Consider the following 19649-nt stretch of genomic DNA (forward strand, 5'->3'; position numbering starts at 1 on the left):
CCCACCCATCTTTTAAGGCCTGATTTCACTATCCCGGCAGAGTGTAAGCCATTGGAGCGCCTGGCCCTAATGGCAAGCCGAGATAGGCCCAAGCCACAACAAGGATGACGCCTGTGATGAGCATCCAGATCGAATATGGTATCATCATGGCGGTCAAGCTACCCAAACCAAAATCCTTTTGCCATCGTTTGGCGAACACAAGGATAAGCGGGAAATAAACCATCAGCGGGGTGATGATATTTGTGGCACCATCTCCGACACGATAAACGGCTGTTGCCCCATCGGGACTAATCCCAAGAAGCATCAACATAGGCACCATGACTGGGGCGAGCAACGCCCATTTCGCAGAAGCTGACCCAACAAATAAATTTATGAGGGCCGAGAAAAGAACAATAAGACCAAGCAAAATTGGTAATGGAAGTCCAGACGACTCAATTGCGTTAGCTCCATGAACGGCGGAGATAAGGCCTAAGTTAGACCATCCAAACATCGCCACAAAGTGAGCCGCTGCAAAGGCGAGAACAAGATAGTAACCCATATCTTTCATAGCTTCGGCCATCATATCCACAAGGTCGCGGTGGTCTTTAATTGTTCCCGCAGCTTTACCATAAGCCCAACCTGAGGCGAGAAAGAGCACCAAGAAGCCCGCGACTAAGGATTTGAAGAAGGGCGAGTAATTCGCAATAGTATTACACTCCCCCGCTGCTGCAACATCTGCAGGACAAGCTGTTTCGTCAATCAGCGGCGTATCAGGTCCAAGCGTCATAAAGGCCCATAGTGCGACCGTGCCCAAGACCGCGAGCCCAGCCCAACGCAGACCTTTGCGCTGCGCGTCCGTAAGCGGTTTATCTTCTTCGGCATAGCTCGCATTCTCGCCTTCCGCGACCCATTTACCGAGGCGCGGCTCTATGATTTTATCCGTTACGAACCAGATAAGCGGAAGGTAGATCACCAATAACGCCATAATGAAGAAGGTGTTGCCAGCGATATTCGCATCATAACCCGCCACCAAAATTTCGCCGGCTTCTTCGGTGATACCGTAAAGAAGCGCGTCGAGTTGGCCTGGTGCCACATTTGCGGAGAAACCGCCTGAGACACCTGCGAAAGCCGCCGCTATACCTGCTAAGGGGTGGCGCCCGGCACTGGCGAATAAGACACCCGCAAGCGGAATAAGAACGACATAAGCCGCATCCGCAGCGTGATTACCTACCATAGCGACGAGAGCCACAACGGGTGTAAGCAAAAATGCCGGGGCATTTCGAACAGCTGAGCGCATCGCACTTGCAAAAAGTCCTGAGCGTTCAGCCACACCGGCACCCAGCATCACGACCAAGACATAGCCTAACGGATGAAAATGTGTGAAAGTCTTTGGCATATCGACCCAAAGACGAGAAATATTTTCTGCCGCTAAGAGGCTTTTTGCAGGTATGACGCCGTCGGCCCCGATAGAAAAGCGGGCTTTTTGACTATCGGGCATACCGCGTAACACATCTTCGCTTAATGTGGCAGAGCCGCCAAAAAATGCAACGATCAGCGAGATCACCACAAGAAATAAAATGAGATAAAAGAAAATAAAGACCGGATCAGGTAACTTGTTACCTGTGCGCTCCACCCACCCCAGAAAGCCTTTTTGTATTGGCTGTGTTATTGCGTCAGTCATGCGACTCCCCTGTCTTTTTTTATATGTTACCGCGAATTGCCGCGCCAAGTAAACGAAGTTGTTTCATCAAAGGCCCATAAGTTATCGTCATTGTTTTTGGGTCGTGCTTGGAGCTTAGTAAACGTGATAGAAACTTTGGAACCAGGGCCGCATAGGCCACAGCCGGAAACGCTTCATTAGGGATCGACTTTAGTCCTTTATGAGCTTCATTTCGGCTGTCTCTAGCCGCTAAACATAACTCCTTAAAATCGATTTGGCTTAGCATCCCATTTTGATAATACCCATAAGCGCGGGCCAAGCCCGTCAATCCCCAGGCCTCTCCCGCAGCGAGGACCGCATCATCAGGCTCTGACCCGAGTATTTTTACGGCGATTTGCATCAATATACCAGAGGTTTGACGGCAATACGCCTTCGCCTCGTCCAGATTAGCAAAAGGGCGCGGGTCTAAATCCCGCTCTCTTCCGTCAATGAGGCGATCAACCCAAAAGCGCGGCACATCATAGCCTTTTAAAACTCTCGCCAACGGCGTCGTTATTTCATGTTGCCTTACGGTTCCGCCCTCATAAATCTCTGCAACCGCATCACGCCACCACTGATATCTTATCTGACCAATCATAGGTTCACTCACCAATTCAGGGACCTTGGCAAGCTCATAGTGAAACGCATAAAGCAACTCTAAGCGCTCTCGACCCTCTTCATCTGCAAACACAGCCGCACGCAGCCTGTCAGGGTCAACAGATTTCAACTGGTCTAATGTGGGCGCTGAGAGCATGTTTTTGACAACTTTTTATGACTATCCCCGTATTAAAGTTGTCGGCTGCTTGCGCAAGCCTGTGATGCCGTTAAGATTACAAAAATCATTTGAGAGGACTTTATAATGACTTCAACCAAAACTGTTTTGGGCGTCATGGCGGCTTTAGCTGCCTCAGCCCCTGCCCTCGCCCATAACGGCGAACACTCCCACGGCTTCGTTGCAACGGCTATGCATTGGCTGTCTAGCCCCACACACAGCCTCTTTGCTGTAATTGGCGGCGTTGTTTTGTCTGCGCTTATCTACAAAGCTATGAAGAAAAAGGCCTAAGTCTATGTTACACACACTACTTTCTAAATTTGATAGCTCTATCGACGAAGCCTCAGCACATTGCGATATTCCTTGCGGTATCTATGACGCGCGCACTGTTATGTATCACGCTGTATCAACGCTTCGCCAAATCGATATTCTCTTAAGCCTGAAAGACAAAGGTCTGTCAGAAACGGCTTTTGCGATGCAAGTGGCGAGAAACACGGCAGAAAAAGAAAAGCAAGCTGAACACACAAAACATGAAGTCCGCGTTATTTGGGGTGACTTTATGAAAGGCGATAAGCTTGAAAAGCATCCAAATGCACACGCTCTTGCGCACAGCATCATGGTTGCAGGTTCAGCCTGTAAGCAAGACCTTCACCGCGAATACGGCGAGAAACTTGTTGCGCTCTGCAATGAGTTTTCAGAAATGTTCTGGGATATGAAAGGCATCAAGACGAAAACTGCGCCTTGTCCTTATGCCCCTAATGTTGATGTGGTTATTCCAGACCTATAATTATGCTCAAGCTCGTAAAAGTTACGGGCCAGTCCATGTCGCCTACCCTTGAGGATGGCGACTATGTCATAACAAAAAAGCCTCGCCGATATCAGGCGGGGCTTATTTATGTGATAGAGCATAGTGATTTGGGGCGGATCATAAAGCGGTTACAAAATACCGAGCACGATAAGCTGTACTTTATTGGTGACAGTCCTAAAAACTCTACGCCTAGCAGCATTATCGGGGCGGTAGAGTATGACCGTGTCATAGGTCAAGTCATAGGCATTATTGGGCCGAAGGGTTTTCGCAAACCCTAAGCGACTGCCGCGTCAGTATTCCCTGTATTCACGCCACGCTTAAGCTTAAGAAGCAATAGTAATGGCGAGGCCACGAAGATGGATGAGTAGGTACCAACGAAAACGCCCCAAATCATCGCGAATGAGAAGCCGCGCAGCCCTTCACCGCCTAAGATATAGAGAGAAACAAGTGCCAAGAGCGTTGTCATCGACGTCAAGATCGTACGTGAAAGCGTGTCATTTATAGATAAATTCAACACTTCAGGCAAAGGCATCTTCTTATATTTACGAAGATTTTCCCGAATACGGTCATAAACAATAACTGTATCGTTGAGGGAGTACCCGACAATAGTAAGGATAGCCGCAATAATGGAGAGGTTAAATTCAATCTGTGTGAGCGAGAAAACGCCAATAGTCAGAATAACATCATGGAAAAGCGCAATCACAGCGCCGAGACCAAACTGCCACTCAAAGCGAAACCAAATATAAGCCAGTACCATGAGGAGCGCGAGGCCGACAGCAAGTGCTCCTTTCGTGCGAAGCTCACCCGAAACAGCTGACCCCACAGCTTCTTGGCTACGAATATCCTGCGGCCCATCAAAACCGTCAATATTTGCGACAAGCGCATCTTGGGCTGTTTTCATGGCAATTTGTTGCGCTTGCGCGCCTGTTTCTTCCGTCTCAGGTTGGAGCGGAATACCAATACGGACATAATCGTGATCCAACGTGCTTGAGGCATCAGGGGCGATACCCTGAACCGAGGCGCCGGGAAATCCAGCATCACTAATAACTGTTCGAATTTTGGCAAGATCCGGCTCACTGCCTGTATCGATTTCAATCACAGTTCCTCCCGTAAAATCGATTCCATAATTCAATCCGCGTTGTGTGAACAAGAAAATAGAAGCAATAATTGCGAGAACTGAAAGAACAGCTGCAATTTTTCGCATGCTGATAAAAGGAACCTTGGGTTCAATCGGCAGAATTTTTACGAGGGAAATATCTTTCATAGCGTTTCTCTTTTCCCTAAATCGGCAATGTTTTGGGGCGTTTACGGCGAAGCCATGTCGCCGTAATTAAGCGGGCTACAACAACCGCTGTAAAGACGGACATCACGATACCAATGGCGAGCGTCACCGCAAATCCTCGCACAGGACCCGATCCGACAAAGTAAAGCGTAACAGCGGCAATCAAAGTCGTAATATTGGCATCCAAAATTGGAGCCAGAGAGCGGCGATACCCCGTTTCAATCGCGTTTACGGGTGGTCGTCCCAGATGGGCTTCTTCTCGAATACGCTCAAAGATGAGAACATTAGCATCAACCGCCATACCAATAGTCAGAATAATACCCGCGATACCGGGGAGCGTAAGCGTTGAGCCCATAAGTGATAGAGCCCCCGCAATAAGGATGATATTTGTCGTGAGGGCAATATTAGCAATTGTGCCAAAGCGCAGTCCGTATGAAAGCCACATGAACAAGCCCACACCAGCCAGTCCAATCATAGAGGCAATTTTACCTGCATTAATCGAATCTTGTCCTAGCCCCGGACCGACTGTGCGTTCTTCTACGATTACGAGCTTTGCAGGTAATGCACCCGCATTGAGAAGAAGGGATAACTCACGCGCACTCTCGAGTGTAAAGCTACCTTCAATAAAGCCAGACCCGCCTGTGATAGCGCCATTGATCCGGGGCGCCGTGATGATCACACCATCAAGGACAACGGCAAAACGCTGCCCAATGTTCTTTTGTGTCAAATCTCCAAACAAACGCGCACAACGAATATTAAAAGTAAAGTTGACTATCGGATAGTTGCCTTCCGGATGCAGACCTTCACTTGAGGTCTTAAGACACTCACCTGTGATTTTTGTCCGACGCTCAACGATAAGTCCGCCGCCCTGCTCTTCTGGATAGAATGCGGCCCCGGGAGGCACTTTACTTAGCGAGCCAGGTCTCCTCGCAAGCTCCATAGCGGCTTCATTATTGCTTTCTTTACGAACCATGTTGAATGATAAGTTCGCAGTTTTATTAATGACGCTTTTAATATCATCTACGTTTTTTGCCCCAGGAATTTGAAGCAATATACGATCATCACCTTCAGGCGCGATTGTCATTTCAGTCGTGCCCTGTGGATCAATACGGCGGCGCAAAACATTCATAGACTGCGCAATAGTCCGCTTTTGAATATCCGCAATATTGGCTTCGGTGATTGTAACGCGGAAGTCTTTTTCACTTAATTTTTCAACACGAGTGGTTTTGTCTTGAGAAATGCTCGTGGGATCGACGGGCTTTGACAGGTCACGAAGTAAGGCGAAGGCCCGGTCACTATCAGCGGCGTCGCGCAAACGTACAATAACGGCGTCATTCTCACTATCGACACGAATTGTTTCCGTTCGCAACCGATCAGCTTCGCGAAACTCTTGCCGAATTGTTTCTTTTTCGTTTTCAAGGGCTTGCTCAAGAACGCTCGTTAGATCCACTTCAAGAAGCATATGCGCCCCGCCCTGCAAATCGAGCCCAAGATTAATCGTGCGTTGAAACATACCCGGCATTTTAGCACGGGTATCTGCTGGAAGCGCATTAGGGAGAGCAAAGAAAAAACCCAGCATTAACGCCCCTAAAATCAGGGTAATTTTCCATTTTGAGAAAAATAGCATGGGCGTTATCCGTTCAGTAGCGGGTTAAAGGAATCGAATTATTTCTTCTTACCTGTATCATTTGCGGGAGCTGTTTTGTTACGAACATCCGCCAACATCGTGCGCACCACTTTCATATCATTACCGTTAAAATCAACTGTGAGTTCATCATCAGTCACTTTTTTGACTTTACCGACAAGCCCGCCATTTGTAACAATCGTATCACCGCGCGTTACCTCAGACAACATCTGCCGATGCGCCTTCATGCGCTGGTTTTGAGGGCGGATAAGAAGAAAGTAAAAAATAACACCTATGAGAAGGATTGGTAAAAATGACCCCATAGCTTGAGCCATTCCGCCATTTGCCGGCGCAGCTTGCATAATCAATGACAACATTATGTTCCCCTAAAAGACGACGCCCCTAATAAGGCTTTGAGCCTATATAGGGGCGTAATATTCATATGCAACGGCAAAGACCGTAAATCATAACTGTTTGTCACATATTAGTTCAAACAATGACCGGTCGGCATTGTCAGGCGCTGTCCCGGCTGCAGCGATGATGGGTCTGAAATGCCATTTATAGCGATAACGTCACCAACTTTGACACAAGCTCGGCGGGAAATTGAGTATAACGTATCCTTTGGAAGAACAGCATAAACATCCGACGCTACAGTCTTTGCGGGCTCAACAGCCGTGAACAGTGTAGCCGAGGAATCAGACCACGTTGTAGCGGCTGGTGCCGTATAGCTGTTTTGATTCATCGTGTTTGCTGCGCCAGGCACAGTCAGCAATTGACCTAAACTGATAATATTATCGCTTAGACCATTTACAGACTTCAGGTCGCTCACTGAAACAGCATAACGCCTAGAGATATTGTAGAGTGTGTCACCCTTCACAACAGTATGAGAAGCTGCGGCGTAACTGTTGTCAAAGGACGTTATTGGCTTTGTTTCCGCGTAAACGATATCACCTTGTGCGGGTGCTGTTGCAGTTTCAAAAAGTTCAATTTCATAAGATGGTGCATTATATGATGATGAAGAGTAGCTCTCATTTGTGATCTGATAAGCTCTGACGCGGTCTGCCTCAGCTAACAGGGCTTCATATTCAGCAGCCGTTAAGTCTCCCTGCTTGAAGTGCTGGGCTTTAATAACGCCGCTATCCGAATAAGTAATCGGCGCGGATATTATTGGCTGAACACTTTGCGTCATTGGCGCTTCAATACGCACCGTATCCACAGGAGCGTTTTGATACGTTGTGGTAGCGCCCTGCCCATAATCAGCACCCGTGATGGCCGTACTTCCGTATACGCGCGGCATGAAACGTGGGTCGGTTTCAGTTGTTTGGACTTGAGCTAATGCGGGTACGCTTATTAGGGTCGCCACTGCCGTCAGTAGTAATATCTTTTTTGCAGCCATGGTAATCTCCTCGCTGATATTGTTTGCGAAGAGCATGACGGCTTATAGTTAATGTTTGGCTAATTTTAGACAGAGAGAATTTACGGCGAAGCCTCTACTTCTGACTTTTTTTCTAAAAGAGAAACGGAAAAAATAGACACTTCATATAAAAGATATATTGCACCGCCCAGAACGATTTGCGTGATAGGGTCTGGAGGGGTCACAAACGCTGCAAAGACAGCAATTCCAAACAAAGCATATTTTCGAGATTTTTTTAGACCGGCTGAGGATATGATGCCGGCGCGTCCCAACAAGCTCAGCACGACAGGAAGTTGAAATGAAAATCCGAAGGCCAGAAACAGCGTCATAGATAGTTTTATATAATCACTGATTTTTGTCATGAGCTCGACGGTCTCATCGCCCGTCAGTGATTGCTGATTAAACGCAAATTCCATGACAAATGGAAACACGTAGAAAAATACAAGCGAAGCTCCTAAAATGAATAATAGTGGCGATAGAATGAGATATGGTAGAAAAGCGCCTCTTTCGTTCTTGTAAAGACCTGGCGCGACAAAACGGTAGAGCTGATAGGCCATTACAGGGAAAGCTAATATTAAGCCTCCGAAGACGGCAATTTTCACCTGAACAAAAAAGGTTTCAAGCGGATTAGTTGCGATGAGGCCTAGCTCTACAACTTCCTTTCCCTCTTTTATCAGGGTTTTATTATGCCTTTCCAGTCCCATTTCGAAAGGAATCATGAGGGCTTGGACGATCTGATCCAAAAAAGGAATACAGATAATACAGCCGATGATAATAGCTAAAACGCATTTTATAAGCCGCGAGCGCAATTCAAGTAAATGCGACATGAGAGGGGCTTTGCTATCCTCAATCTCATCATTTTCGATGCGTTCTGCCTTCCCCATTAGCTCTCACCTTTCGGAGAAGATAAGTCAGTGGCGTCCCGCATTTCGGCATCGAGCTCACGCATTTCCTGAGTTACGTCGTCGCCTACAAGGTTTTCGAGTTTTCCCAGATTTTTGAGCTCTTCTATCTCTTTACGCATTTGGGCGATTTCATCTTCCGCGTCCATATCCGCAAAAGCGTCTTTAAACTCTTGCCCCATAGCGCGAACTTTAGCCATAAATCCGCCCAATGTTCGCATCAACTTAGGCAAGTCTTTAGGCCCGACGACGATAATCGCAAGCAAGGCTAGCACAACAATTTCAGCAAATCCGAACTGCGGGATCATAAATAGCCCCTAAAGGCTTATGTTATTTCTCTTGTTTTTCTTTGGGCGGGGTCACGTCTAGTGCGTCTTCAGCCGCATCTTTTACATCCTCAGCGCCTTCTTTCAGGCCTTTTTTAAAGGATGTGATACCTTTACCAAAATCACCCATAATTCCGGATATCTTCCCGCGTCCGCCAAATACAAGCACTGCAATCACGAGGATAATAGCAATCTGCCAAGGTCCAATAGCCATAATCTTTTCCTTAAAGTTAGGGAATATGTAGCGCTGCACGTCAAAGGGTTCAAGAAGACATTACCCTACTAATGCCAGAATTATGCTCTGTCCCCATCGTCTTCTTCAAGAAAGTCTTCAAAGAAGTTTGGATCGTCCTCATCTTCTAGCGGATCTTCCTCATTCGTCAACGTGTCAGGCATCATAGGCTCGGGCATCTCAAAATCTTTAGGCAATCGAGGATCTAGAAGTCCTGCAGCTTTAAGATCTTCGCGGCCCGGAAGGTCAGAAATGTCTTCCAGATTGAAATGCGCTAAAAATGCCTCAGTTGTTCCGTAGGTAACAGGACGCCCAGGCGTTCTACGGCGACCACGCAATCTTACCCAGCCTAATTCCATCAAAACATCAATCGTACCTTTCGAAACCGCGACTCCCCGCACATCTTCTATTTCCGCCCTCGTTACAGGTTGATGATAAGCAATAATCGCGAGTGTCTCGAGTGCCGCCTTTGACAGCTTTCGAGGGGCTTCTTTGATATCCACCAGGTGGGGTTCTAAATCGAGAGCAGTTTGGAAACGCCAACGATCGGAAACCCGTACTAAATTTATACCGCGGCCTGAATAATCCCGTGTAAGTCTTGCCAATAAAGCGCCGACATCAGCCTCTTCGGGCAAGCGCTCGCGTAACGTTTCTGTATCAATGGGCTCAACAGCTGCGAATAACAGTGCCTCTAATAGACGCAAATCCGCTTCAATTGTCTCTCCATCAGGCGAGCTATGCAGCCGCGCGGTTAAGCTCACAACGGAACTCTCAATGCCATCAGCGGCTTTTTCAACGCGATCTTCACTCATGACGGATCCTTTTCTGAGGCGCGGGTGACAGTGCGAACGAAAATGGGAGCAAATGCACCTGTTTGGCGAAGCTCCGTATGTCCCTCTTTCGTTAGCTCCAAACTCGCGAGTAGTGAGCTAGCTTTGATCGATGAGAGCGGAATATCTTTTTCAAATTCATCTTCGGTTGGAAGCAGGCTTTCCAAAGATGTCCAGTCATCATTTCCATTAGATAGCGCCATGATAGCTCTTTTCAATCGGGCCCGAGCCCCCTCAAGACTTAGCACTAAAGGCTTGGGAAGTTTGTGGTTTTTTATAATTGAACGGGAGCGTGACGTTCCGTAAGCCTCAAGTATATCAAAGATTTCGGCGTTCCATAACGGCGTTGTTCTTGACCGTAACCCTTCAGGCATGCCGCGTTTAAACACATCTTGTCCTTCTTGAGGAAGGCGAAATAATCCGCTTGCCGCGCGGCGCATAGCTTCAAGGCGTTGTAAGCGAAAGGCAAGGTGCGCGGCCAACTCATCAGCCTCAGGCAATTGCTCTTCAGCTCCCTCTTTGGGAATAATTAGGCGCGACTTTAGGTAAGCTAGCCATGACGCCATGACTAAATAATCCGCGGCGAGCTCAATTCTTAGGTCCTGCGCATTTTTTATGAAAGCGATATATTGTTCTGCCAATTCCAAAATTGAAATCCGCGCCAGATCAACTTTTTGCTTTCGTGCCAGTTCAAGCAAGAGATGCAACGGGCCTTCATATCCATCTATATCAATGAGCAGCCCCTCACCTTCATCGGCGGCATTATCTGCGGCTTCAAATTTCAGGTCTTCTTGAAAGTCGTCACTCATCCCGCAAGCCTCTCGGCTGTGGGTTTGAGTTCGGGAACGAGTGAGATCAGCTCATCAAATTCGCGCTCCACACTCGCGCGGTCAAATGGCTTTATATGATCTGCGCAGTGCTCTGCGATAAGCGCCCTACCTTCAGCACGCCCGTCTAAAAGCTTGGCCCCCTTCGCGACATTGACCATATCAGGTAATTTCCCTGAACACTGCAACGCAATATCGCACCCAGCCGCCAAAGCGCGCTCAGTTTTGCGCTTAAGCCCCCCTTTAAGCGCCTTCATATCCAGATCATCACTCATCACAAGACCATTAAAGCCAATTGCGGCCCGCACAAGCTCAGTCATGGATTTTTTGGACACGGTCACAGCGGAGCGTGAACTACACTCATAAACAGCATGAGCTGTCATCGCCATAGGGGCATCAGATAAGGCCCTGAATGGAATAAAATCTGTTCTTTCAAGCGTCTGCCTTGAAGTCTTAATCTTGGGAAGCTCTTTATGACTGTCCACTGTTGCTCGCCCGTGCCCCGGAATATGCTTTATAACAGGCGCGACACCGCCGCACATAAGTCCTGCCATTGCGGCATTAGCGATATCAATAATTGGCGCAGTTTTATTGCCAAAAGCGCGGTCAGAAATGATTGGATCCGCTGATTTTTGCGGCAAATCCAGAACGGGCGCACAGTCAGCCGTGATACCGACATTGCGCAAATCATCCGCTATAAGTCTGTAAGACAAGTATGCCGCCCTTTTTCCCAAAGGCTCTTCCATGGAATATAGATACTGAAAAGCGGCGCCGGGTGGAAAACTTCGCCAATGCGGAGGCCTTAAGCGCTGAACGCGTCCTCCTTCTTGATCAATAAAAATAAGGCAGTTTCTGCCGACAGCTTCGCGCAACTCTTCTGTTAGGCGGTAAACCTGCTCTGGAGTTTCAACATTGCGGGAGAATAAAATAAACCCCCAAGGATTAGCATCCCGAAAGAAGACTCGCTCTGCGGCTGTCAGTTTTGGTCCAGAAAGACCTAGGATTACAGCGAGAGCACTCACATTATTTCCGCGTTACAAAACACGCTTGGCCGCGCGCCTTAAATTTATCGCAGAGCGCGATTGCTGACGTCTTATCTGCAAGCCCCGCAACACGAAGGCGGTAATAGATGCCCTTTTCGGCCAAATCCGCAAATTTGATATCAGCATACATTTGCGAATTTATAACGTCACTGAACTTCGTTTCCGTTTTCGTCCAAATCTCCTGCGCCGCTGCTGAGGTTCTGACCGACGCCACCTGAACAACGAAATCACTATTCCCTGTGCGAATTGAGGCGCCGTTAGGCGCTGATTTAACATAACCGGGCCCTGCCGCCTTTACGCTGCCAGAAGGGTTGGCGGCTTGCGGTTTGGGCTTAGGCGCTGCAGGCCTCGGCTTTGCCGCGGTAGATCGGCTTGGTGCGGGCTCAACTCTAATATTAGCCGATTTAGGCAGTTCAATCGGCGTTTCGGCCCCAGGTTTAGTCGTTACAGCTTCATTGGGTGTATTCCCGTCCATAACCTCATAAACAGTTTTATCCTGATTAGGAGTGTCAACACCCCCTGCATTTTCCGGCTCAACTTTAAAAGGCGTATTATCCGCAATAATCTTTGGCGGAGCATCTCGGTCTCGCACACCGGGCTGATAGACTTTCAAAATGATAAGCGCCAAGGCGAGTAAAAAACCAAAGCCAATAGCGAGCTTAACTATCCCTGCTCGGCCCGAACTATCGCGCACATCAAAAGGTGTTAGCTCATCATCCGCACGGCCGGCGGCGGAGAATATGTCATTTTCATTATTCGTCATGTTTCAGTCCTGCAAATCTGCGCAAGCATATATTCGGGTGCCGATTCGCACCCTTGGTTATACAGCAATAAGGCAGATTTAGGTATGAAGGGTTAACGGATATTTACAATGTTTCTCTACAGATAGCCTGACACTGAAAATAGCTGCTTATGTTCGGTGATCGCAAAACTGTCCGTCATGCCCGCGATATAATCACAAACAACGCGTGCGGTTTGTTCTGTCTTGGGCCCATTACATTTATCACGCTGCGCAGTTGGCAGTAGTGTAGGATCATCAATAAAGAGATCAAAGAGCTCTCGCACGACACGCCTCGCCTGTCCCATCATGCGGTTCACTTTGTAATGACGATACATGTTGTCAAAGAGGAATTTTCGCAGGGGTGATTCTTTCTCGCGAAACTCTTCAGAAAACTCGCAGATAGAATGATCCAGCCCGCGAATTTCATCCGCACTTTTGGGATTAGCGTCAGCCAAACGGCGGCGGGTCTCAGCCAGTACATCCGCCACCATATAGCCAATCATATCCCGCACGGCCTCATGTATCATCCGGTCTTCGGAAATGACAGGATAGCGGCGGCGTACATCAGCAAAGGCCTCACCCACCATTGGAACTTCGCAAATATCCGCTACGGAAAAGAGCCCTGCCCTTAAACCATCATCAATATCGTGATTATTATAAGCGATATCATCGGCGAGCGCCGCAACCTGCGCTTCAGGTCCGGCATAGGTATCGAGTTCCAATCCTTCCCAATCCTTTAGCTCACGCAAAGCCCAAGGCAATGACGCCTTATCCGCCTCGCTCTTAATCACAGGGCCATTATGCTTGGCGATACCTTCCAGCGTCTCCCATGTCAGGTTAAGGCCGTCAAATTCCGCGTAGCGCCCTTCCAAATGCTCGACAATGCGCAGCGTATTGGCGTTATGATCAAAGCCGCCATAGGGTTCCATCCCCGCATGAAGCGCATCCTCACCCGAATGACCAAAGGGCGGATGACCAAGATCATGGGCGAGCGCGAGACATTCGGCCAAATCTTCATCCAGTCCCAAAACCCGCGAAATGGAGCGCGCAATTTGCGAGACTTCAAGGCTGTGCGTCAAGCGCGTGCGGTAATAATCACCTTCATGGGCGACGAAGACTTGCGTCTTACCTTTAAGGCGGCGAAAGGCAGAAGAATGGATAATACGGTCTTTATCGCGCTGAAACGGACTACGCTCAGACCCGCTAGGCTGCGCGATGCGGCGACCACGGCACTTGACCGGATCAGAGGCATATATGGCGCGTTCGCGAATGGCGGGAAATTTACCCATTATGTAAACCTTTATTTATCCGACTCACCGCTTATATAGACTTTATGACAACAGTTGCCACCCAAGTTTCCCTTTCGGCCAATGCGGCTAAGCAAATCAACGCCATCATGGCCAAACAAGGCGTGGATAAATATCTACGCGTCGCGGTCGAAGGCGGCGGCTGTTCAGGCTTTCAATATAAATTCGATTTTGCAGATGCACCCAACGCCGATGACCTTGTACTAGAACGCGACGGTGCAAAAGTCGTGATTGACGATATGAGCTTAGAGTTCTTGGAGGGCTCAGAAATTGACTATACCAATGAGCTGATTGGCTCAGCGTTTAAGATACATAATCCGAATGCAACGGCAGGGTGCGGGTGCGGGACGAGTTTTAGTATTTAGAGCCCCAAAAGCACTTTAATCTTCGCCCTAACAGCCTGCAATTCCGCAGGGCTCACAGACCCTTTATGTTTTGCCTTTCTGGCTCGCCAATCCAAGCTTTTGACTTGGTCAGACAGAACCGCGCTTTCGTGTCCTATAATGACTTCAAACGGATAGCCTTTGATTTTACTCGTCATCGGGCAGCAAATCATCATGCCGCGTTTTTTGTTATAAATAGCGGGTGATAAAACAAGGGCGGGCCTGTGTCCCGCTTGTTCATGCCCGGCTTGCGGCGAAAAATGTAGCCAGACAATATCTCCGGATTCGGGAACATAAGAGGCTCCCATCAGAGGTCAAACTCTTCACCTATAGAAGGCTCAAAACTCATATCTTCGGGCATGTTTTCTTCGGTCATAGCAGCGACAAGAGCTTCCAGCGAGGCGCATTCGTCCATCAAAGGTTTGATTGTAATAACGCCGTCCTCTTCGCGAATTTCAAGCTCTTGATCGAGTTCCAGATTGGCGGCTTCCATAATAGCCGCCGGTAAGCGAACCGCCGCACTATTTCCCCACTTTTTCACAACAGCTTTCATAAAAGTCTCCTTGATGTGAAAGATAGGCATGTCGACTTAATGTGTCAACATTGTATATACAACTAAACCATCCGGCTCTGCTCAAGCGCGGCTTTCACAAATCCCGCAAACAATGGATGCGGCTCGAACGGTCTACTCTTCAGTTCCGGATGATATTGCACGCCTATAAACCAAGGGTGGCCGGGGATTTCTACGATTTCTGGGAGGACGCCATCGGGGGATAAGCCGGAGAATAACAGACCAGCCGCCTCTAGTTTGTCTTTGTACTCGATATTGACTTCATAGCGGTGACGGTGGCGCTCTTCGATATCTAGCATACCATATTGTTCGGCGACTTTAGAGCCCTCGACTAAACGTGCAGGGTAGGCCCCCAGGCGCATAGTACCTCCCAAATCGGTATCTGCCGTGCGCTCTACGCGCTCATTGCCCTTGGTCCATTCGGTCATCAGGCCGACAATATTCTCGCCGCCCTCTCCAAATTCTGAAGAGCTGGCATTCTCAATACCCGCCATATTTCGCGCCGCTTCGACAACGGCCATTTGCATCCCAAAGCAAATACCAAAATACGGCACATGTTTCGTTCGCGCGAATGTCGCCGCTTTAATCTTACCCTCCGCGCCGCGTTCACCAAAACCGCCCGGCACGAGGATGCCGTGAACGCCTTTGAGCACATTCGGGTCATCAGAGTTTTCGAACTCTTCCGCTTCAAGCCATTTGATTTTGACCTTCACCTGATTGGCGATACCGCCATGAACGAGCGCTTCAGTTATGGACTTATAAGCATCTGGCAGGACTGTATATTTGCCGACGACCGCCACAGTGACTTCGCCGTCAGGATTATGCAGCGTCTCAGAAATTTGCTCCCAACGTGACAAATCAGCTTTGGGCGCATCTTCAATTCCGAAATGCATGAGCACTTCTTTATCGAGGCCTTCGGTATGATAGGCGAGTGGGACATCATAAATAGAGCGCGCATCCAGACCCTGAATCACAGAGCTTTCGCGCACGTTACAGAAGCGCGCAATTTTACGGCGGTCGCCCATATCAATTTCGCGGTCCGCACGGCAGAGCAGGATGTCAGGCTGAATACCGATAGAACGAAGCTCTTTAACGCTATGTTGGGTCGGTTTAGTCTTCATTTCGCCCGCTGCCGCGATGTATGGCATGAGCGTGACGTGCATATAGCAGCTTTGACGGAGCGGGAGCTCTTGGCGAAGCTGACGTAGCGCCTCGAAAAATGGTAAGCCCTCAATATCGCCAACAGTTCCGCCCACTTCGCACAGCACGAAATCGACATCTCCAGCATCAGAAAGGACGAAATCTTTAATTTCGTTGGTCACATGAGGGATAACTTGCACAGTTGCGCCCAAGTAATCCCCGCGGCGCTCCTTGCTGATAATGTCTGAGTAGATTCGGCCTGTGGTAATGTTATCAGCCTGAGCGGCGGAAACGCCCGTAAAACGCTCATAATGGCCCAAATCCAAATCGGCTTCCGCACCGTCATCCGTGACATAGACTTCGCCATGCTGATACGGGCTCATCGTACCGGGATCGACATTGAGATATGGGTCGAGCTTACGGAGGCGAACCTTATACCCTCGCGACTGGAGAAGAGCCCCTAACGCAGCAGAGGCCAATCCTTTACCCAAGGAGGACACAACCCCACCTGTAATAAAAATATATCTTGGCATATCTTTTGCCATCAGGCCCGTCCAATAGTTGTCACGAGCTTGTAAATAGACGCTTATTCGTCTGTTTTAGGCTCTTCTGCGACCTCTGGTGTCGCCTCGAGTGTGGGAGTTTCCGCGCTCGAAGTTTCAGCAGCTAACGGATTGGTCGTATCGGGCGACTCTACGGGTGCCGTCAAGGGCGCAACCGCATTTGTATCATCAATTAGTGAGGTATTCTGGTTTTCCATATTGAAAACAACAGATAGGGCCAAACAATTTACGATAAACACAGCCCCCAAAATCCACGTCATACGCGCAATCGAATTTGTTGCAGAACGTCCGGACATAAGGCCGCCGCCTCCACCGCCGCCAATACCTAATGCGCCGCCTTCGGAGCGTTGAATCAAAATCAACCCTGTTAAAATCAGGCTGATAATCAGTTGGATAATAAGCAATACAGTGGACATGTCGGTCTCTTATTCGGTGTAAGGGCGCGGATTAGCGGAAAATTCTATATCGTGCTAGGGTTATTTAAGCATCCGATGCGCATTTTCAAGACGTGATACTTTACGGTCAGGGAAGCTAAGCGGCGTATTCTCTAAAGGTTTCAAGGGGCACACGTTCCAGGGCTACTTGATGCGTGGCCTTTAACACCACTTTTGGAGCCTTCCCTGCAGCATATGCCTCCCTCCAGCGGTCCAAACACACGCACCACTTATCGCCGGCTTTTAAACCCGGAAAGCTATATTGAGGTACAGGCGTGGAGAGATCATTCCCGCAAGCCTTTGAAAAGGCTAAAAACTCATCTGTCATCACTGCGCAAACAATATGGCGTCCACGATCATGCGGGCCTGTCTCGCAGCATCCATCCCGAAACCACCCCGTTAAAGGGTCAAAGGAGCAAGGAACCAAAGCCTCGCCCAATACATTAAGGCTGTTCTTAAAACTCATATAGAAGCCTCATTTAGGAAAGGTGCTGCCCACCGTCCACAGCAATCATTTGCCCAGTCACGGATGAGGCGGATAGTAAATACCGGACCGCTTCTAAAAGCTTTCCGGGCGGGGAGCCTGTTTCCAGTAGCGTTGACTGGACTTCCTGCGCAAATTCTTCATCGCTTTGCATATGGTTTTTAAGAGTTGGCCCCGGTCCAATCGCATTTACTCGAATTTTGGGCGCCATAGACTGCGCAAGCGTTTTAGTTGCCCAGTGCAGAGCTGATTTTGACATCGCATAAGTAAAAAATGTCGGATCAGGCTTTAGAACGCGCTGATCTATCATGTTGATAATGCTACCCTTTTTATCGTTGGGCAATTGCTTAAATAATTGCTGTGACAAGCTAAGTGGAGCCCGCAGGTTAATGTCCATGTGGTAATCATAACTGGTTCGGGAGAAATCTTCAGCACGGTCATCCTGGAAGGTGGAGGCATTATTGATAAGGGCCGTTAAAGGCAGCCCTATGGCCTCGGACGCGCGGCTTACAAGCGTCTCTAAATCTTGCGGGACAAAGAGGTTAGCTTGTACAATAGCTGCTGTGCCGCCTTGGTCAGAAATCTCTGACGCCAGCTTTTCGGCGCCTGACTTGCTTCGGTTGTAATGTATAGCCACGGCCCATCCATCGGCGGCTAGACCCTTTGCAAGATACCGCCCAACACGGGCTCCCGCCCCCGTAATGAGAATAGCGCCGCTCATGAGCGCCTGACGCGCGCCCGCTCCCCGCAAGAGGGACGACGCACTTCAACGCAGGACAGCCCAGGCAAGCGCGGCTCAAGGCGTTCAAAAATCCATTTAGCAATTTGCTCCAAAGCGGGCTGTTCCAATCCCTCCACCTCATTTAAAAGTGAATGATCGAGCGGCGCGACAACGTCTTTTATGATTTGCTCAATTTTCCAGAGATCGCGGATCCAGCCTTTTTCTTCCTGAGCATCGCCTTCTATGCGAACTGTCCCTGCAAAGCTGTGCCCATGAATTTTCTTGAACAGATCATTAGCGTCGGCATGGCCGAAATAATGCGCAGCTTCGAACTGAAAGTCTTTTTCGATTTCAAAGGTTAGATTTGCCATATCAATGACAATCCCTACATGACGCGGCTAACAAGTGCCAGCATGTAAAGGATATAGCCGATCACAAATATAATACCTGTGAATTTGCCAATCGGTTGACGCCTTAGAACAAAAACCAATAGAGCCGCTGACGAGGCTAACATAACCCAAACGTCAAAGGCCAATAGTTGCGGCTCAATCGGAACGGGCCCAGTTAATGCCGTCGCGCCCATCACGGCAAAGAGGTTAAACACGTTAGACCCCAGAACATTACCAATCGCCACCTCTGAATGTCCCCTGTAAGAGGCCACTACAACTGTAGCAATTTCAGGAAGTGATGTCCCGATCGCGACTATGGTCAAACCAATTATGGTTTCTGATATGCCCATTTCAGCGGCGATAAAGACAGCATTATCAACAATTAGCTTACCGCCAATCACGAGGCCAACTATGCCAACGATGACATAAACAAAAGACACCCAAACATTTGTCGGAAGACCATCTTCGCCCTCCTCTATTTCTGTCATTTCATCAAGTATCGGATCATGAATGCCAGCTTTTGACAACCGAAACATCCACAGGAGATAAATTACGATACCTGCAAAAAGAATAGCGCCCTGCCACATCGCCAGTGGGTTGTTAATGAAGGCAAGGGCTATGAATAAGAAGGTAGCAAAAAGACAAACAAAAGTATTACGCGCGACCCCCGTCATATTTGTCGGAATTGCCATGATCAGCGCCGGGAGCCCCAAGGCGAGCAACACATTAGCAATGTTAGACCCGATAACGTTACCTGCCGCAAGTTCACCTGCCCCTTGAAGCACAGCTTGAACACCTACAACAAGTTCTGGCGCGGAAGTGCCAAAGGCGACAATTGTCAGGCCAACAATAAGCGCAGGAACGCCCCAATGCCGGGCAAGCGCTGCCGCGCCGCGCACCATCCAGTCCCCTGCGATAATCAGGAAGACAATACCGAGAACGAGTAAAAGAACCGGGACAAGCATGTCCGCTAAGCCTTAGTCGAAGCGTTTAAATTCGAGAATATTCAGGCCGCCAAATAAAAGTGCGATCAAACCGAATGTAAATAACGCTGGATCAATGGAAATACCAAAGATCGAAATACCAGCTTGGATAAGGGCCATTATTATGTTTCCTATTCGAAAGAATTATGAATTTT

The 19649-nt window shown here is 48.7% G+C and carries 27 protein-coding genes; 4 read left to right on the top strand and 23 right to left on the bottom strand.

Annotation, left to right across the window (positions count from 1 at the left end; genetic code table 11):
• Positions 1-28 precede the first annotated feature (28 nt).
• Both F569_RS0101250 and F569_RS15935 read right to left on the bottom strand, forming a co-directional pair.
• Positions 29-1660, bottom strand: coding sequence for an AbgT family transporter (locus F569_RS0101250; RefSeq protein ID WP_026940691.1), 1632 nt, complete (start codon positions 1658-1660; stop codon positions 29-31).
• A gap of 19 nt (positions 1661-1679) precedes the next feature.
• Positions 1680-2432 carry a phytoene/squalene synthase family protein gene (locus F569_RS15935; protein ID WP_051279077.1) on the bottom strand — a complete coding sequence of 251 codons (753 nt, stop codon included), beginning with the start codon at positions 2430-2432 and terminating at the stop codon, positions 1680-1682.
• Positions 2433-2537: 105 nt separating this feature from the next.
• Between F569_RS15935 and F569_RS0101265 the strand changes: the two genes are divergently transcribed.
• The 3 genes from F569_RS0101265 to F569_RS0101275 are packed head-to-tail and all read left to right on the top strand — an operon-like array spanning position 2538 to position 3536.
• Positions 2538-2741 (top strand): hypothetical protein, encoded by a 204-nt coding sequence (locus tag F569_RS0101265; RefSeq protein WP_026940692.1) that lies wholly within the window; start codon positions 2538-2540, stop codon positions 2739-2741.
• A gap of 4 nt (positions 2742-2745) precedes the next feature.
• Positions 2746-3237, top strand: coding sequence for a superoxide dismutase, Ni (sodN, locus tag F569_RS0101270; RefSeq protein WP_026940693.1), 492 nt, complete (start codon positions 2746-2748; stop codon positions 3235-3237).
• Positions 3238-3239: 2 nt separating this feature from the next.
• Positions 3240-3536: a S24 family peptidase gene (locus F569_RS0101275; protein ID WP_084168694.1), complete on the top strand. Its 297-nt coding sequence runs from the start codon at positions 3240-3242 to the stop codon at positions 3534-3536.
• Here F569_RS0101275 and secF read toward each other — a convergent pair.
• From secF to F569_RS0101335, 12 genes are all read right to left on the bottom strand, one after another.
• Positions 3533-4522, bottom strand: a complete 990-nt coding sequence (gene secF / locus F569_RS0101280; RefSeq protein ID WP_026940695.1) for a protein translocase subunit SecF — start codon at positions 4520-4522, stop codon at positions 3533-3535. The genes F569_RS0101275 and secF overlap by 4 nt on opposite strands.
• Before the next feature lie 16 nt (positions 4523-4538).
• Positions 4539-6119 carry a protein translocase subunit SecD gene (gene secD / locus F569_RS0101285; RefSeq protein WP_051279079.1) on the bottom strand — a complete coding sequence of 527 codons (1581 nt, stop codon included), beginning with the start codon at positions 6117-6119 and terminating at the stop codon, positions 4539-4541.
• Positions 6120-6205: 86 nt separating this feature from the next.
• On the bottom strand, positions 6206-6541 hold the full coding sequence (yajC, locus tag F569_RS0101290) for a preprotein translocase subunit YajC (protein ID WP_026940697.1): 336 nt from the start codon (positions 6539-6541) through the stop codon (positions 6206-6208).
• A 107-nt stretch (positions 6542-6648) separates the two neighbouring features.
• Complete coding sequence (locus F569_RS0101295) at positions 6649-7560, bottom strand: lytic transglycosylase (protein ID WP_162143714.1); 912 nt, start codon at positions 7558-7560, stop codon at positions 6649-6651.
• Between the two features lie 80 nt (positions 7561-7640).
• On the bottom strand, positions 7641-8462 hold the full coding sequence (tatC, locus tag F569_RS0101300; RefSeq protein ID WP_026940699.1) for a twin-arginine translocase subunit TatC: 822 nt from the start codon (positions 8460-8462) through the stop codon (positions 7641-7643).
• Positions 8462-8788, bottom strand: a complete 327-nt coding sequence (gene tatB / locus F569_RS15940) for a Sec-independent protein translocase protein TatB (RefSeq protein ID WP_051279081.1) — start codon at positions 8786-8788, stop codon at positions 8462-8464. The genes tatC and tatB overlap by 1 nt, the downstream gene beginning before the upstream one ends.
• Before the next feature lie 22 nt (positions 8789-8810).
• A complete protein-coding gene (gene tatA / locus F569_RS0101310; protein WP_026940700.1) occupies positions 8811-9020 on the bottom strand; it encodes a twin-arginine translocase TatA/TatE family subunit in 210 nt (69 codons plus the stop codon).
• A gap of 80 nt (positions 9021-9100) precedes the next feature.
• On the bottom strand, positions 9101-9850 hold the full coding sequence (scpB, locus tag F569_RS15945) for an SMC-Scp complex subunit ScpB (RefSeq protein ID WP_034387032.1): 750 nt from the start codon (positions 9848-9850) through the stop codon (positions 9101-9103).
• On the bottom strand, positions 9847-10677 hold the full coding sequence (locus F569_RS0101320; protein WP_026940701.1) for a segregation and condensation protein A: 831 nt from the start codon (positions 10675-10677) through the stop codon (positions 9847-9849). The genes scpB and F569_RS0101320 overlap by 4 nt, the downstream gene beginning before the upstream one ends.
• The gene (nagZ, locus tag F569_RS15950) at positions 10674-11717 is read right to left on the bottom strand and encodes a beta-N-acetylhexosaminidase (RefSeq protein WP_051279083.1); all 1044 of its coding nucleotides are present in this window, start codon (positions 11715-11717) and stop codon (positions 10674-10676) included. Before nagZ ends, F569_RS0101320 begins: the two co-directional genes overlap by 4 nt.
• 1 nt (position 11718) lies before the next feature.
• Positions 11719-12501 carry an SPOR domain-containing protein gene (locus F569_RS0101330; RefSeq protein WP_026940702.1) on the bottom strand — a complete coding sequence of 261 codons (783 nt, stop codon included), beginning with the start codon at positions 12499-12501 and terminating at the stop codon, positions 11719-11721.
• A 116-nt stretch (positions 12502-12617) separates the two neighbouring features.
• A complete protein-coding gene (locus F569_RS0101335) occupies positions 12618-13808 on the bottom strand; it encodes a deoxyguanosinetriphosphate triphosphohydrolase (protein ID WP_026940703.1) in 1191 nt (396 codons plus the stop codon).
• Between the two features lie 44 nt (positions 13809-13852).
• Between F569_RS0101335 and erpA the strand changes: the two genes are divergently transcribed.
• Positions 13853-14191 (top strand): iron-sulfur cluster insertion protein ErpA, encoded by a 339-nt coding sequence (gene erpA / locus F569_RS0101340; RefSeq protein ID WP_026940704.1) that lies wholly within the window; start codon positions 13853-13855, stop codon positions 14189-14191.
• Here the strand turns inward: erpA and mazF are convergent.
• The 9 genes from mazF to F569_RS19950 all read right to left on the bottom strand — a co-directional run bounded on the left by mazF (position 14188) and on the right by F569_RS19950 (position 19614).
• Positions 14188-14517: an endoribonuclease MazF gene (mazF, locus tag F569_RS0101345; RefSeq protein ID WP_026940705.1), complete on the bottom strand. Its 330-nt coding sequence runs from the start codon at positions 14515-14517 to the stop codon at positions 14188-14190. The two genes, erpA and mazF, sit on opposite strands and share 4 nt — an antisense overlap.
• Positions 14517-14762 (bottom strand): AbrB/MazE/SpoVT family DNA-binding domain-containing protein, encoded by a 246-nt coding sequence (locus F569_RS0101350; RefSeq protein ID WP_026940706.1) that lies wholly within the window; start codon positions 14760-14762, stop codon positions 14517-14519. Before F569_RS0101350 ends, mazF begins: the two co-directional genes overlap by 1 nt.
• Before the next feature lie 62 nt (positions 14763-14824).
• A complete protein-coding gene (locus tag F569_RS0101355; RefSeq protein WP_026940707.1) occupies positions 14825-16453 on the bottom strand; it encodes a CTP synthase in 1629 nt (542 codons plus the stop codon).
• A gap of 53 nt (positions 16454-16506) precedes the next feature.
• Complete coding sequence (gene secG / locus F569_RS0101360; protein WP_026940708.1) at positions 16507-16899, bottom strand: preprotein translocase subunit SecG; 393 nt, start codon at positions 16897-16899, stop codon at positions 16507-16509.
• A gap of 115 nt (positions 16900-17014) precedes the next feature.
• Entirely contained in the window at positions 17015-17383 is a 369-nt protein-coding gene (locus tag F569_RS0101365; protein ID WP_026940709.1) for a DUF2237 family protein, read from the bottom strand.
• A gap of 13 nt (positions 17384-17396) precedes the next feature.
• Positions 17397-18122 (bottom strand): SDR family oxidoreductase, encoded by a 726-nt coding sequence (locus tag F569_RS0101370; protein WP_026940710.1) that lies wholly within the window; start codon positions 18120-18122, stop codon positions 17397-17399.
• Positions 18119-18493 carry a 6-pyruvoyl trahydropterin synthase family protein gene (locus tag F569_RS0101375; protein WP_026940711.1) on the bottom strand — a complete coding sequence of 125 codons (375 nt, stop codon included), beginning with the start codon at positions 18491-18493 and terminating at the stop codon, positions 18119-18121. Before F569_RS0101375 ends, F569_RS0101370 begins: the two co-directional genes overlap by 4 nt.
• A gap of 14 nt (positions 18494-18507) precedes the next feature.
• Positions 18508-19476 (bottom strand): calcium/sodium antiporter, encoded by a 969-nt coding sequence (locus tag F569_RS0101380; RefSeq protein ID WP_026940712.1) that lies wholly within the window; start codon positions 19474-19476, stop codon positions 18508-18510.
• A gap of 12 nt (positions 19477-19488) precedes the next feature.
• Complete coding sequence (locus tag F569_RS19950; RefSeq protein ID WP_267879424.1) at positions 19489-19614, bottom strand: hypothetical protein; 126 nt, start codon at positions 19612-19614, stop codon at positions 19489-19491.
• Positions 19615-19649 lie beyond the last annotated feature (35 nt).

Origin of the sequence: Hellea balneolensis DSM 19091 (assembly GCF_000428525.1) — a bacterium.
In the GTDB taxonomy this organism is placed as follows: domain Bacteria; phylum Pseudomonadota; class Alphaproteobacteria; order Caulobacterales; family Maricaulaceae; genus Hellea; species Hellea balneolensis.